General features: G+C 49.2%; 14 protein-coding genes. 8 read left to right on the plus strand and 6 right to left on the minus strand.

Annotation, left to right across the window (positions count from 1 at the left end; genetic code table 11):
• The first annotated feature begins 76 nt into the window (after positions 1–76).
• The gene (locus BTA35_RS05980) at positions 77–529 is read left to right on the plus strand and encodes an Rrf2 family transcriptional regulator (RefSeq protein WP_078318918.1); all 453 of its coding nucleotides are present in this window, start codon (positions 77–79) and stop codon (positions 527–529) included.
• A 3-nt stretch (positions 530–532) separates the two neighbouring features.
• Here the strand turns inward: BTA35_RS05980 and gcvT are convergent, their stop codons facing one another.
• Together gcvT and BTA35_RS05990 are read right to left on the minus strand one after the other, a co-directional pair.
• Entirely contained in the window at positions 533–1,660 is a 1,128-nt protein-coding gene (gene gcvT, locus BTA35_RS05985; protein ID WP_078318919.1) for a glycine cleavage system aminomethyltransferase GcvT, read from the minus strand.
• Positions 1,661–1,849: 189 nt separating this feature from the next.
• Positions 1,850–2,497 carry a helix-turn-helix domain-containing protein gene (locus tag BTA35_RS05990; protein ID WP_078318920.1) on the minus strand — a complete coding sequence of 216 codons (648 nt, stop codon included), beginning with the start codon at positions 2,495–2,497 and terminating at the stop codon, positions 1,850–1,852.
• Positions 2,498–2,909: 412 nt separating this feature from the next.
• Between BTA35_RS05990 and BTA35_RS05995 the strand changes: the two genes are divergently transcribed.
• From BTA35_RS05995 to gcvP, 3 genes are all read left to right on the plus strand, one after another.
• Positions 2,910–4,364, plus strand: a complete 1,455-nt coding sequence (locus BTA35_RS05995; protein WP_078319288.1) for an L-serine ammonia-lyase — start codon at positions 2,910–2,912, stop codon at positions 4,362–4,364.
• Positions 4,365–4,540: 176 nt separating this feature from the next.
• Entirely contained in the window at positions 4,541–4,933 is a 393-nt protein-coding gene (gcvH, locus tag BTA35_RS06000; RefSeq protein WP_078318921.1) for a glycine cleavage system protein GcvH, read from the plus strand.
• Between the two features lie 132 nt (positions 4,934–5,065).
• A complete protein-coding gene (gcvP, locus tag BTA35_RS06005; protein WP_078318922.1) occupies positions 5,066–7,972 on the plus strand; it encodes an aminomethyl-transferring glycine dehydrogenase in 2,907 nt (968 codons plus the stop codon).
• A gap of 209 nt (positions 7,973–8,181) precedes the next feature.
• On the opposite strand, the gene BTA35_RS06010 is transcribed toward gcvP, so the two are convergent.
• On the minus strand, positions 8,182–8,712 hold the full coding sequence (locus BTA35_RS06010; protein ID WP_078318923.1) for an REP-associated tyrosine transposase: 531 nt from the start codon (positions 8,710–8,712) through the stop codon (positions 8,182–8,184).
• A gap of 404 nt (positions 8,713–9,116) precedes the next feature.
• Between BTA35_RS06010 and metN the strand changes: the two genes are divergently transcribed.
• The 4 genes from metN to BTA35_RS06030 all read left to right on the plus strand — a co-directional run bounded on the left by metN (position 9,117) and on the right by BTA35_RS06030 (position 12,618).
• The gene (gene metN, locus BTA35_RS06015; RefSeq protein ID WP_078318924.1) at positions 9,117–10,151 is read left to right on the plus strand and encodes a methionine ABC transporter ATP-binding protein MetN; all 1,035 of its coding nucleotides are present in this window, start codon (positions 9,117–9,119) and stop codon (positions 10,149–10,151) included.
• Positions 10,141–10,827 (plus strand): methionine ABC transporter permease, encoded by a 687-nt coding sequence (locus BTA35_RS06020; protein WP_078318925.1) that lies wholly within the window; start codon positions 10,141–10,143, stop codon positions 10,825–10,827. The genes metN and BTA35_RS06020 overlap by 11 nt, the downstream gene beginning before the upstream one ends.
• Positions 10,828–10,917: 90 nt before the next feature.
• Complete coding sequence (gene metQ / locus BTA35_RS06025) at positions 10,918–11,733, plus strand: methionine ABC transporter substrate-binding lipoprotein MetQ (RefSeq protein ID WP_078318926.1); 816 nt, start codon at positions 10,918–10,920, stop codon at positions 11,731–11,733.
• Between the two features lie 84 nt (positions 11,734–11,817).
• Positions 11,818–12,618 carry a MetQ/NlpA family ABC transporter substrate-binding protein gene (locus tag BTA35_RS06030; RefSeq protein WP_078318927.1) on the plus strand — a complete coding sequence of 267 codons (801 nt, stop codon included), beginning with the start codon at positions 11,818–11,820 and terminating at the stop codon, positions 12,616–12,618.
• Between the two features lie 163 nt (positions 12,619–12,781).
• Here BTA35_RS06030 and BTA35_RS06035 read toward each other — a convergent pair whose 3' ends face one another.
• The 3 genes from BTA35_RS06035 to BTA35_RS06045 form a co-directional block, all read right to left on the minus strand.
• Complete coding sequence (locus BTA35_RS06035) at positions 12,782–13,702, minus strand: AEC family transporter (RefSeq protein WP_078318928.1); 921 nt, start codon at positions 13,700–13,702, stop codon at positions 12,782–12,784.
• A gap of 27 nt (positions 13,703–13,729) precedes the next feature.
• A complete protein-coding gene (locus BTA35_RS06040) occupies positions 13,730–14,203 on the minus strand; it encodes a methyltransferase family protein (protein ID WP_078318929.1) in 474 nt (157 codons plus the stop codon).
• A gap of 71 nt (positions 14,204–14,274) precedes the next feature.
• A complete protein-coding gene (locus BTA35_RS06045) occupies positions 14,275–14,736 on the minus strand; it encodes a methyltransferase family protein (protein ID WP_078318930.1) in 462 nt (153 codons plus the stop codon).
• Positions 14,737–14,762 lie beyond the last annotated feature (26 nt).

Genomic DNA, 14,762 nt, shown 5'->3' on the forward strand with positions numbered 1-14,762 from the left:
CAAATAGCCAACCTTATACAGTATAAAGAAACGTATAAAGTACAAAGACCCGACATAGAGACGTAGGATATCCTTAATGCGCATTACCACCTTCACCGACTTCGGCTTACGCACACTGATCTACCTGGCCAGTTTACCGCCGGAGACGCTAACGAACGTGCAGGAAGTCTCTAAGGTTTATAATGTATCACAAAATCATTTGGTAAAAGTTGTCGGCCAACTACGAAAGCTCGGCTACATCCATGCATTACGCGGGAAAAATGGCGGCATTCATCTGGCAAAGCCACCGGAAGAGATCAATATTGGAGACGTGATAGAGCAGCTAGAGAACCATTTAGACGGTGTTGACTGCGCCTCTCCAGCCTGCCAGCTAACCCCTTGCTGCAAGTTGCGCCACGCCTTAAAAGACGCCATGCAAGCCTTTATCGCCAGCATGAAGCAGTTCACCCTTGCCGACATGATGATCAACCAGGATGAACTTGCTCCCTTACTTTTTATAGACCGCCCGGATTCTCATCTGGGCGCTTAACCCCTAACCTCTATAATAACGCTGTTCGACCAATGGCATTTTCACAACCGTCATGGGCAGTTTTTTACCACGCACACTGGCAAAAACCTGAGTTTCCAGTGCAGAGAATTCAGTCGCCACATATCCCATTGCCACCGGTTTCTCAGCGGTCGGGCCAAAGGTGCCACTGGTCACAACGCCTATCTTGTTGTCATCGGCATCAAACAGCTCTGCACCTTCACGGATCGGCGCACGCCCCTCAGCAACCAGCCCCACACGCTTACGGGTCCAATCTTTGTTCGCAATCTGACCCAAAATAACATCAGCACCGGGGAAACCACCGGCACGCTCACCATCTGCCCGACGAACTTTAGAGATCGCCCAGATCAGGCTGGCCTCCAGAGGCGTGGTCGTGGTGTCGATATCGTGACCGTACAAGCAGAGACCTGCCTCCAGGCGCAGAGAATCGCGGGCACCCAGGCCAATCGCCTCCACTTCCGGTTCATTCAGCAGCAGGCGGCAGATACGTTCAGCATCAGCAGACGGAATGGAAATTTCGAAGCCATCCTCACCGGTGTAACCGGAGCGGGACACCAGGCACTCAACGCCATCGACTTTAACGGCACGGGCATCCATAAACACCATGTCCGTTGTTTCAGGTGCGAAACGGGCCATCACAGCAGCCGCTTCAGGACCTTGCAGGGCAACCAGCGCCGCATCATCCATCACTTCCAATTCAACATCAGCACTCAGGTTGGCGCGCAGGTGGGCAATATCCTGCTCTTTACAAGCAGCATTAACCACAACGTAGATATAATCGCCATAATTGGTCACCATAAGGTCATCCATAACACCGCCCTGCTCGTTGGTAAACAACGCATAACGCTGCTTACCCACGGGCAGATCGATAATATCCACAGGAACCAGATCCTCCAGCGCCTTAGCTGCATTGGCACCAAAAAGCTTCACCTGACCCATATGAGACACATCAAAAAGACCCGCCTTCTCACGGGTATGAATATGCTCTTTCTTAACACCCAATGGATACTGAACCGGCATCTCGAAGCCTGCAAAAGGCACCATACGAGCACCTAATTCATTATGAAGAGCAAATAAAGGCGTTTTTTTCAGAGCACCCTGCGCGTCTGTCATCGTAAACCTCGTTTCAAAGACAAAACCTCTGAACAGATCAAGCTATTTTCTAGCTGCAGTTCAAAGGGAAGTTGTGGGCAGGCGGTTGTAGCAACCAACCTAGTCATTGTTTCCTATTGGAAACAAAGCTAACGAAATAGAAAACCTGATGCAAGAAAAGATTACGCCACCGCCCCGTCAAAACGGCGATCAGGCTGTCACCCAAAGCACAACCGCATCATCAGCGCTGGTGGAAACCAAAGAGTGCCCCATAGCACAATCATAGTAGGCAGAATCCCCTGCCATCAACTCAATCGGCTCGTAAAACTCTGTATAAAGCAGCACGGAACCGGACAGCACATAAAGCAGTTCCTCACCTTCATGACGCACCCATTCAGGGTACTCATCAAAGGATCTGGCGCGCACCACAGTGCGGTACGGAATCATCTTCTTATTGGTCAACTGAGTACTGAGCAGTTCATGTTCATAGGTCGGTGTTGGGTGGGGTTTACCTTCACCCAGACGGGTAATATCCCGACGCCCTGTCGCAGCCACAGCCTCTTTAGGCCGGGTAAAAAGCTGCGGCATATCGATCCCCAGCCCCTTGGCAAGCTTCGTCACCACAGAAAAAGTCGGCGAGATCTGGTCATTTTCTATCTTTGATAACGTGGAACGAGCCAACCCGGTCAGTTTACTGGCCTCCTCAAGGGTCAGGCTCTGACTCAACCGAATCTCACGCACCCGCTTACCCAGCTCTAAAGGCTCGACATAAGACTCCGCATTGACTTCAGCGCGGGTAACACGGATCTTTTCTTCACGCTGTTTTTCTTCGATCAGAAAATGCGGTTCTTCTGGCATTGTAATTCCCTATATGGTTTTTCTGCAGTCACAAACGGCAGCAACAGCCCCACCCATAACAGCACAACAGACAACGCATGTTACACAAGGGCTTTGCGCTTTTAAAGCAAGCAGGGGGCAATTCCCGCCTGAAGAAACCCTTGTTTCCAATTGGAAATTTTTATTGCACTGCCTCAAGCCAATTTGATAATCTGACGCCCGCTAGGCTAGGTTGGCTTAACTTAAGGCATATAAGGCCGGGCCAAGGTTAACCTAAGAGTGCAGAACGTCATTTTCTGCACCAGACTTCTGAACAAAAACAAGAACAACAAAAAAGACCACCAAACAGGCTAAGCTGTTTTTATATCACACAGGTTAAGCAGCTCAGATACAAAACATTGACCTGATTTGGATGGAAGACGAGGAGAAGGCTATGTCACTGAGCATCTTTGATCTTTTTAAAATAGGTATAGGTCCTTCAAGCTCTCATACTGTCGGCCCTATGATTGCCGCAAACCGCTTTATCGATCAGCTGAAGAGCCAGATGAAAGATAACAACAGCCTGGACCGAATCAGTCGGGTAAAAACTGAGCTTTTTGGCTCTCTGGCACTCACCGGCAAAGGGCATGCGACGGATACGGCCGTGTTGTTGGGGTTATTGGGTGAACGGCCAGATACAGTAAACACCTCCCGCGTCGATCAGATGATCAGCTCCATTCGCCATGGGCATCAGATTTTACTGGGCGGCGAACACAGGATTGAGTTTAACGAAGCGCAGGACCTGGTGTTCCATTTTCAGGATTCACTCCCTGAGCACCCCAACGGCATGCGCTTCAGTGCTTTCGATCAGGCGGGCATGATCTGTTGCCAGGGTATTTATTACTCCATAGGTGGTGGATTTGTTCTCAGCGAAGACGAGATCAGAGCCAGACCGGAACTCAGCGCTGCATCGCAACTGCCTAAAGAAGTACAACAGGATACGACCGAACTACGCCCCTACCCGTTCAAAAGTGGTAAAGAGTTATTGGCCAGAGGTAAGGCCTCCGGCAAGACCATCGCCCGGATGATGCTGGACAACGAGATCGCCCTGAGGGCACCAGCAGCTGCCGATGAACGCCAATGCGAAACCGCGATACGACAGCAGCTGATGAATATCTGGCAAGTAATGGATAACTGTGTCCGCAAAGGCTGTCAAGAAACCGGTGAGTTGCCGGGGGGGCTTAACATTAAGCGCCGGGCACCAGAGCTTTATAAAGAGCTGACGGCAAAACCCGAAAATGCCCTGAAAGATCAACTGACCGTGATGGACTGGGTGAACCTGTTTGCCATGGCTGTTAATGAAGAGAACGCTGCCGGTGGCCGTGTCGTTACCGCTCCAACCAATGGAGCGGCCGGCGTTATACCGGCAGTTCTGAGCTATTACGTACGCTTTCTGCCCAATGCGAATGAAGCGGGCATTATCGAGTTTTTAGCCACCGCCAGCGCCATCGGCATGCTCTATAAAGAGAATGCATCGATCTCTGCGGCCGAGGTCGGCTGCCAGGGAGAGATCGGCGTCGCCTGCTCCATGGCTGCCGGTGCGCTATGCACGGTGATGGGCGGCAGTAACGAACAGATTGAGAATGCCGCTGAGATCGGCATGGAGCACAATTTAGGCTTAACCTGCGACCCCATTGGCGGCTTAGTTCAGGTGCCCTGCATCGAGCGCAATACCATGGGGGCAGTCAAAGCGATTAACGCAGCACGCCTGGCAATACGAGGTGATGGCTATCATCAGGTTTCACTGGATAGCGTCATTGAAACCATGCGCCAGACCGGATTGGATATGCAGGACAAGTACAAAGAAACCTCAAGGGGCGGCCTTGCAGTTAATGTGGTCAACTGCTAACCCTTCTTTAGAGCGTAAGAATCCTGAAAACGAACAAAATAAACGGGAAATATCCCTCCTGGGCTTTGTTTCCCGTGCGCATTTAAAGATAATCACGGCCAGCACCGGATGACCATTCCGGCTGCTGCCATTTACCTATTCACTAGATCTATTAGATAAAGACTGAGGAATCGAACATGAGCAATATTCCGGGCAACCTGAAGTACACCGCCTCTCACGAGTGGGTTCTGGATAATGGTGACGGTACGGTTACTGTTGGTATTACCGATCACGCACAGGACCAACTGGGTGATGTGGTATTTGTTGAGCTGCCAGAAGTTGGCCGCGCAGTGGATGCCGGTGAAGAGTTCTCACTGGTTGAGTCTGTAAAAGCAGCATCGGATATCTATGCACCGGTAAGCGGTGAAGTTATTGAAGCGAATGAAGAGCTTGAAAGCGCTCCTGAAACCATCAACGAGCACGCATTTGAAGATGGCTGGATCGCAAAAATCAAACTGGCAGATGTTTCTGATCTTGAAGGCCTGTTAGACGCAGAAGCATACGCAGAGCGCGTAGCAGAAGACGACTAACTCTACGTCTGATCAATAAAGCCGGCCTTTGCCGGTTTTATTGGCCTTGAATATCGCTGGTCTGCTGACCGGAGTCCCTTTGATCGCCTCGCTTCTGAGCCGATTCACTATTTTGACTATAGGTTGATAAAAATGGCAGTTGATACGCGCACATTGAGCGAACTTCAACAACATAATGAGTTCACTCATCGTCACGTAGGTCCTGACGCAGCAGAGCAAAATGCTATGCTGTCTGCGCTGGGTTCCTCTTCCCTGGATAACCTGATCACAGATACTGTTCCGGGTACTATCCTGCAGAAAGACGCGCTGGCAATGGATACCGGCATCAGCGAAGTAGCCGCTTTAGCTGAGCTGAAAACACTGGCCGACCAGAACCAAGTCAACAAGTCTTATATTGGCATGGGTTACCACGGAACCCACGTACCCAATGTCATCCTGCGCAATGTGCTGCAGAATCCGGGCTGGTACACTGCCTATACGCCTTATCAACCTGAAATATCCCAGGGTCGCCTGGAATCCCTGCTGAACTACCAGCAGATGGTCATGGATCTGACCGGTATGGATCTGGCGAACGCCTCTCTGCTGGATGAAGCCACTGCTGCGGCAGAAGCGATGACTCTGTGCAAGCGTTCTAACCGCAAGAAGAGCGATCAGTTCTTTGTTGCTTCCGATGTACACCCGCAGACTCTGGATGTGATCAACACCCGCGCGGAATACTTCGGCTTTGACGTTGTCGTGGATGACGCCGAAAATTTAAGCAACTACGATGTATTTGGCGCTCTGATCCAGTATCCGGGCACCTACGGCGACATCACGGATATCAAAGCAGTGATTGATGCTGCTAAAGCACAGCAAGCGATGGTAGCGGTTGCTGCTGACCTGCTGTCTCTGGTGGTTCTGAAATCCCCTGGCGAGCTGGGTGCTGATGTTGTTCTGGGTTCTACCCAGCGTTTTGGTGTCCCTATGGGTTTTGGTGGCCCACACGCCGCCTACTTTGCCGCCAGTGAAAAACTGAAGCGCTCGGTACCGGGCCGTATCATCGGTGTATCGGTGGACGTTAAGGGCAATCAGGCCCTGCGTATGGCGATGCAAACCCGTGAGCAGCACATCCGTCGTGAGAAAGCGACCTCTAACATCTGTACCGCACAGGCACTGCTGGCTAACATGGCGGCGTTCTACGCGGTATATCACGGCCCTGAAGGCCTGAAGCGCATTGCTGAGCGCACCCACCGTCTGACCGCAATTCTGGCCAACGGCCTGAATGCGAAAGGCGTTGAAACCAACAGCACCTACTTTGACACACTGACCTTCAACAGCCCGTCTTTTGACGCAGGTAAAACGGTTTACCAGCGTGCACTGGATAGCGGCTGCAACCTGCGCCTGATCCAGAGCGACGAAGGTGACAAGCTGGGTGTCAGTCTCGATGAAACCACGACGCCTGCTGATGTTGCTCAACTATTCGACATCATTCTGGGTGAAGGTCACGGTCTGGATGTAGCTGAGCTGGATGCCGCCATTGTCAAAGGTGCCGCCACCGGCATCACCGCTGAGATGCGCCGTGATGATGCGATCCTGTCTCACCCGGTATTCAACACGCACCACTCAGAAACTGAGATGCTGCGTTACATGAAGTCTCTGGAAAACAAAGACTACTCACTGGTTCATGGCATGATCCCACTGGGCTCCTGCACCATGAAACTGAACGCCACCGCCGAGATGATTCCCATCACCTGGCCGGAGTTTGCTGACATCCACCCGTTTGCGCCGAAGGACCAGGTAACGGGTTACTTCGAAATGATCCGTCAGCTGGAAGAGCAGCTGGAAGAGATCACCGGCTACGATAAAATCTCCATGCAGCCAAACTCAGGTGCATCCGGTGAATATGCGGGTATCCTTGCGATCCGCAAATACCAGGAGTCTATCGGTGAAGGCCATCGTGATATCTGTCTGATCCCTTCTTCTGCCCACGGTACTAACCCGGCAACAGCAGCGATGATGGGTATGAAAATCATCGTGACCAAATGTGATGACAACGGTAACGTTGATATCGCAGATCTGGCAGCGAAAGCAGAAGAGCACGCCGATCGCTTGTCTGCCCTGATGGTAACCTATCCGTCAACACATGGTGTTTACGAGGAAGATATCGTAGAGATCTGCGACATTATCCATAAGTTTGGCGGTCAGGTTTATATGGATGGCGCGAATATGAACGCCCAGGTTGGTATCGCCAAGCCGGGCCATATCGGCTCTGACGTATCACACCTGAATCTGCATAAAACCTTCGCTATTCCACACGGTGGTGGCGGTCCGGGTATGGGCCCTATCGGTGTTAAAGCGCACCTGGCCCCTTTCCTGTCCAACCATAGCGTAAGTAGTGTTGAAGGCATCGAAGGTAAAGGCATTGGTGCGGTTTCCGCGGCACCTTACGGTTCTGCAGCGATTCTGCCGATCACCTGGATGTACAACCGTATGCTGGGTAAAGGTGGCCTGAAACGCTCCACCGAAGTCGCGATTCTGAATGCGAACTACGTGGCAGAGAAGCTGTCTGCGCACTATCCGGTTCTGTTCCGTGGTCGCAACGACAAAGTAGCCCACGAGTGCATTATCGATATCCGCCCCCTGAAAGCAGAGTCCGGTATCTCTGAAGAAGATATCGCCAAGCGTCTGATGGACTACGGTTTCCACGCACCGACCATGTCCTTCCCGGTAGCCGGTACCCTGATGATCGAGCCGACGGAATCTGAGTCTCAGGTTGAGCTGGATCGCTTTATCGAAGCGATGGTTAAGATCAAAGCGGAAGTGGCTAAGGTACAGAGCGGCGAATGGCCTCTGGAGAACAACCCACTGGTGAACGCGCCTCACTCTCAGGTTGACCTGATTGAAGAGTGGGATCGCCCGTACAGCCGTGAAGAAGCGGTATTCCCAAGCGCACACACCCGTGCCAGCAAGTTCTGGCCAGCGGTAAACCGCGTCGATAACGTTTACGGTGACCGTAACTTTATCTGCTCATGCCCGGGTATTGAAAACTACGAAGACTAAACATCTGAGCGAGGTTTAGGGGACTCGTCCCCACGCTCCGCGTGGGAATGCGTACCTACGCCAAGCTACCACGCAGAGCGTGGGATCTAGAAAAAAGCGAGCTGATATGGCTCGCTTTTTTATGCATGCTTATCGCAGTAAGCTCACTCTACATGCTTATTGCTACCACTCTACTCGTTCCCACGCTCTGCGTGGTAATGCATACCGGCCTACCAATGCCGTTCAATGTCCAACAATCCGTTCACCCCCTGATAATCACGCGCACTGGAGTAACGCCAATGTTCCGCACAATCCACAAAACCGCGCTCAACAGGATTCTGATGCACATACTGAATCTTCTGCACCATCATCGCCTCACCCTGAATCAGCTCAGGATGCACTCCTTCCTGCCAGAACTGAAAATCCCGGTCTGCTTTATGGGCCTTCTTATAAAACGCCAACTGATCCAGAATCGTTTTAACCCGCCTCTCCTGCAAATAGTTAATAAGCTGACGAGCGGTATATGATTTAAAACGCGCAATATCTTTATCCAGCTGCGGACTTTGAGCGACAAGATGAAGGTGATTCTCAAGAATCACATAGGCGTAGATTTTTAAGCCTTCTTGCTGAAGAAACCGAAAAGCATCTAAGAGAATTTCAACGGTGTCAGGCCGGGTAAAAACCGGAATCCAGTGCAGAACGGTCAGGGTAAGAAAATGTGGTTCAGCAGGAGATAAAAACTGATAACGGCTTCTACCCATAGTGAAATCCTTTTCGGGGCGAATGAGAGTCCATTAGATTACCACGCAGAGCGTGGGAACCAGATTTTTTCCTGAGTTTGTGCGGGATTCAACCACTAACACAGGGCACGATAGCCAGTTGAAGAAGCTTAGCATGAATACTTTCACAGTCTCTTCACGTGGGAATGCGCACCTGTCATGAGCATATTGCCATTTAGCGAACCATTCCCAACGCCTATCCGTATTGACTCAGCAGGCAAGACAACTTAATGTACGCTCTTTTTTGTAGCGGGCCAGAGACAAACAAGTTTAACAAGCCTGATTCATAGATATTTATCCCTCTGTTGCGAAGAAAAGCAGTGCATTTTTTCGCCAATCTCAGCAAATCTAGGCCACTTAAGAGTATATTATTTTCAGGAATCTCAATGATTGAAATTAGAAGTTTAAATAAGGTATTTCATCAGGGAAAGCGCGCTATAAAAGCCCTTGATGATATCAACCTTAGCGTCTCTGAAGGGGCGATTTACGGTGTCATTGGGTCTTCGGGGGCAGGAAAAAGTACGCTTATTCGTTGCGTCAATCTATTGGAGCGTCCTACAGAAGGCAGCGTTGTGGTTGACGGCGTTGATCTTAACACGCTTCCCAGTAACCAACTGACCTTAACACGTCGCAAAATAGGCATGATCTTTCAGCACTTTAACCTGCTGGCCTCGCGCAATGTCTTTGATAACATCGGCTTGCCGCTAGAGTTAGCCGGTGTCAATAAGCAAGCCATTAAAACCAAAGTGGACAGCCTGCTGGAACTCGTCGGTTTAAGCGATAAAAAAGAGAGCTACCCTGCCAATTTAAGTGGCGGGCAAAAGCAGCGTGTCGCGATTGCCCGTGCCCTGGCCTCAGACCCTAAAGTTCTGCTGTGTGATGAAGCAACAAGCGCCCTGGATCCAGCCACGACCCAATCTATTCTTGAGTTGTTACGCAAGATCAATAAAGAGTTCAATCTGACAATTTTGCTTATCACCCATGAGATGGCCGTTGTTAAAAGCATCTGCTCCCATGTGGCGATCATTGGCGATGGCAAACTGGTTGAGCAAGGTGCCGTGGGCGATATTTTTGCCCACCCTAAGACAGAGCTTGCCCGTCAGTTTATTCGCTCCACATTAGACCTTTCGATTCCTGCAGATTATTCGGCCCGCTTGTCAGACACCAAGACTGAAAACAGCTACCCTCTGGTACGCTTGGAATTTACGGGTGCGTCGGTCGATGCTCCTATTATCAGTCAGGTTGCCAGAGAGTTTAATCTCGATATCAGCATTCTTAGCTCCAACATGGATTATGTCGGTGGTATTAAGTTTGGCCTAATGCTGGCAGAGTTTTTTGGCACGCCGGAGTCCACAGAGCAAGCGATCAGCTTTCTGAAAGAGAACAAAATTGAAGTAGAGGTGCTCGGCTATGTCGCTTGATATGATGCTTGAATGGTGGGTTAACAACGACCGTCTCATCGACCTGCTGATAACCGCACTGGGACAAACGCTTGCGATGGTTGCTATCGCAGGTTTAATCGGCTTTATCTTTGGTATCCCTTTAGGTGTCTTGCTCCATCTGACAAAAGAAACGGGGTTATTAGCGAATAAAGCGACCAACAAAGTTTTAGGGACCTTCATTAATATTGGCCGTTCGATCCCATTTATTATTTTACTGGTCGCTATAATCCCTTTTACACGCATCATTGTAGGCAGCTCTATCGGGACTGCAGCCGCTATTGTGCCGCTGACCATCGCAGCGATCCCTTTTATTGCCCGGCTTGTTGAAGGTGCTTTATTAGAAGTTCCTGCAGGATTAGTTGAGGCCGCCCAAGCGATGGGTGCTAAACCCAAACAGATCATATTAAAAGTGCTTCTGCCAGAAGCGTTACCCGGCATTATAAACTCAGCAACCATTACACTTGTCACCCTGGTGGGTTATTCCGCTATGGCAGGTACTGTTGGCGGCGGCGGTTTAGGTGATGTGGGGATTCGCTATGGCTACCAGCGTTTTGATGCTGTCGTTATGATGATCACCATCGTCATTTTGGTTGTACTGGTACAAGCTATTCAATCATTAGGTGATTATTTAGTGAAACGTGTTGATCACCGCTAACATTAAATACAATTAAATAATCAGAGAGTATCTGCCAGCAACTATATTTTGAACAGATGTTTGGTAGATATTTTTGATATAGGAGTAAATATGCTGAGTAAAATTAAAAGTCTTCTTACCGTCACGGGTCTAACCTTAACTGTACTGCTTGCCGGTTGTAATGACAAAGATACTGACGTGGACATGAGCAAGGTTAAGGTTGGCGTAATAGCAGGCTCTGAAGCCCAAGTAGCAGAAGCTGCGGCTAAAGTTGCCAAGGAAAAATACAATTTAGATGTTGAACTGATCATCTTTTCTGATTACGTAACACCCAATGCCGCATTGGAAGAAGGTTCTATTGATGCTAACGCCTTCCAGCATAAGCCTTATCTTGACCAGCAAATAAAAGACCGGGGCTATCAGTTTGCCATCGCAGGAAACTCCTTTGTTTACCCTATTGCAGGTTATTCCAATAAGGTGACATCTATCGATGAGCTTAGTGACGGTGACCAGATCGCTGTCCCTAACGACCCGACAAACCTAGCTCGCTCTCTATTGTTACTTGAGCAGCAAGGTCTGATTCAGCTAAAGGAAGGTGCTGGTCTAACAGCAACAGTATTGGATATTGTCAGCAGTCCTAAAAACTTAGAAATTGTTGAGCTTGAAGCACCTCAGCTGGTTCGCTCTTTAGATGATGTGACACTTGCGATTATTAATACAACATATGCAAGTAATATCAATCTTTCACCAGAGAAAGACGGTGTCTTTGTAGAGGATAAAAATTCACCTTATGTGAACTTGATTGTCGCTCGCAAAGACAATGTTAATGCAGAAAATGTACAAAAATTCGTTCAGGCATATCAGTCTGAAGAAGTGTACCAAGTGGCGATGGACGAGTTCAAAGATGGTGTTGTTAAAGGCTGGTAATAAACAGACCGGCTAATAAACATAGTTTTATTCAGACAACATCGCCCTTATTCATATAGCGCCACTATTGACCAGGAAACAGGTATGCTAAGTAAAAAAATTGTAAAACTATTATGTGCACTTCCCTTATTATTAGGGTTAGCCGCATGTAATAATGATGAAGCTAAAACGATAAAAATTGGTGCCACCGTTGGCCCCCATGCTGAAGTAGTGGAAGCTGTTGCGGTAGAAGCAGAAAAGCAGGGATTGAATGTTGAAGTTGTTATCTTTTCTGACTACATCACACCCAATGCGGCATTAGCCGATGGCAGTCTGGATATGAACAGCTATCAGCACCAGCCGTTCCTCGATAACTTCAATACCAATAGCGAGCAGAAGCTGGTATCAGTGGGTCAGTCTATCCTAATGCGCATGGGTATTTATTCATCTAAATACTCGTCTATTGCAGACCTACCTGATCAGGCTCGTATCTCTATTCCGAATGATCCAACCAATGGTAGCCGAGCATTAATTCTACTCGCTGATGCAGGGTTGATTACCCTCAACGAAAATACTGCGGCTAAAGCGACACCTTATGATATCGCTGAAAATCCAAAGCAGTTTGAGTTTCTAGAAGTTGAAGCGGCACAGCTACCGCGTACTTTAGATGACGTTGACGCATCGGTTATCACCATGAATTACGTGATGTCTTCCGGCTTAAACCCTGCTGAACAGGGCATCTACCTGGAGTCAGAAGATGCTGAGTTCGCCGTTATGCAAATTGCGGCTCGCGCGGAAGACAAAGACAATGAAACCTATAAAAAAGTTGTCGAGATTTTCCAGTCACAAGCGATCCAGGACTTTGTAAGCAAAACCTACAACGGCACCATCGAAGTAGCGCGCTAATCAATACCCAGTCAAACCGGCTCATTCGATGCGGTTGATTTAAAAATCACTGACTGAAAAATGAGTGATACAAAAAATGCCCAGCCTATAACGTTTATAGACTGGGCATTTTTATTGCCATAAGGAGGCATCTTTAGCCTGCTATGCTAGATGAACCCCTCTTTCACCGGAGAAAACTCAACAAGAGGGTTAATGTAAAGAAAGAAGTTAGCGTCGTAATCAGCAGAGTCGCGGCACACTGACGGCGAAAACCATAGTTACCACCAATAATCGGATAGATACTGAACATAGGTACGGCACAGAGCAACAGAATCGTAATACGGGATACCTCATCCAGTCCCGGTACACACATGAGAACAAGAAAGGCCAGTGCTGGTTGCAAAATAAGTTTGCCTCCAGAAACCAGCAGTGTATCAGTGCCCACCTCTCTTACCGTCATGCCCACCAGTGCCCCGCCGATAACAAACAGCGCCAATGCCCCTGCAGCTTGTGCCAGCATGGTAAGCATCTTGTCTAAAATAACCGGAACCGTCACACCTGATAAGGCAACCACAACACCGGCCAGAATTGACAGTATAAGTGGACTTTTAAGCACCCGGCCCCCTACAGCCCGCCAGTTGACGCCTGACGTTCCATCGTTGGCAGCCCGCTCCATCAGAATTAAAGCGGTTGGAACCACCAACAGATTTTCTACCATCACCGCCATCGTGAATACCGTAGGGACCTCACCAAAAACCTGCACCAAAACCGGCAAACCGATAAACAAACTGTTGGGCGTAGCAATACCGACCGCTAACACAGCGCTGTGTAAGCTTTTACGTTTCATTCCCCAATGTGCCAGCCCAAACCCCAGAAAAAGGCTTCCCAAAGTGGCAGAGGCATAAACACCAATAAAGCGGGGATCAAACAGAGTTGTAAAATCCATTCTGATAACATTGCTGAAGATCACCGCAGGAATAGCAAAATAAAGTACAAAGGAGGCCATACCAGGGATGGCCTCAGGAGGCGTAAAGCCTTTTCTGACAGCGAAAAAACCAAGCCCGATCAATAAAAAGATCGGCGCTGTAATTATAAGAACGTCCAAGGAACCTCCCTGGTTAGAGATTTAGCATCAGATCCAGCGACGAACTTTCTGGCTGTAGGCTGGAAAGATTTCAGGAAAAAGTGCATACAGCGCCAGCTCTTCAGGCTTAATCTGGAACATCGTCAGATAAGCCACAAAAACCGGCATCAGAAAAATAGCCAAAACCGACTGCAGGAAAAATGCCCACGCCAGCAACAAAAGTGCAAAGCCCAAATACATAGGGTTACGGCTAATACGGTAAACGCCACTTTGCACCAGTGACGAGACTTTTTGCGGGTCCAACGGGTTTGAGCTGGTCTTTGCTAACCGAAAACTCACCACACCAGACAGCGCAAAAGCAGCGCCCAGCAACAAACAGGCTCCAGTCAGAGCCATCGCCGCCTTAGGTGAGATGGGCAGAATAAGCAGCGTACCCTTTACCGGATAAGTGACCGCCCACATCAGAAAACCAAACAAAAAGGTGACAACAACCGGTGGGATTTTCAGTTCCAGCCATTTCATTCTTTAAACCCTTCACTTTTCTCGATAGAAACTCTTTTCCTGATAACAACACCGCCTGCCTAAAGCACAAATCAGAACCAACGGCGTACCTGCTGACAATAGGCCGGAAACTGATCCGGAAACTTCTCAAGTAAAACCCGCTCTTCGGGCTTAATCTGAAACAAGGTGATATAGACGATAAACAGAGGCAGATCGATCAGTACGGCAGAAGACGCCCAATAACAGCTCCAGGCCAGCAGCAAAAATGCCAACCCAAGATACATAGGATTGCGGGTAAACCGGTAGATACCCCGGGTCACCAGTACCGATGATTTTTTAGGTGCTAACGGGTTGATAGTGGTATGAGCTTTATGAAAACCATATAGCCCCGCCAGATCACAACTGAACCCGATACCCGCAAAGAGCCCGGCCAGAATCAGCCGCCAGTCATCATTCAGCGGTAACGCCGGAAAAACAGGCGCTGCGTAATAGATAGCCGCCGCCAGTAGCAGAGCAACTATCGGCGGTGGGATTTTTAACTCTAACGCTTTCATGGTGTTTCCCTAAGCAGCATGGGAGC

This window comes from Oceanospirillum linum, assembly GCF_001995095.2.
Classification (GTDB): Bacteria; Pseudomonadota; Gammaproteobacteria; order Pseudomonadales; family Halomonadaceae; genus Oceanospirillum; species Oceanospirillum linum.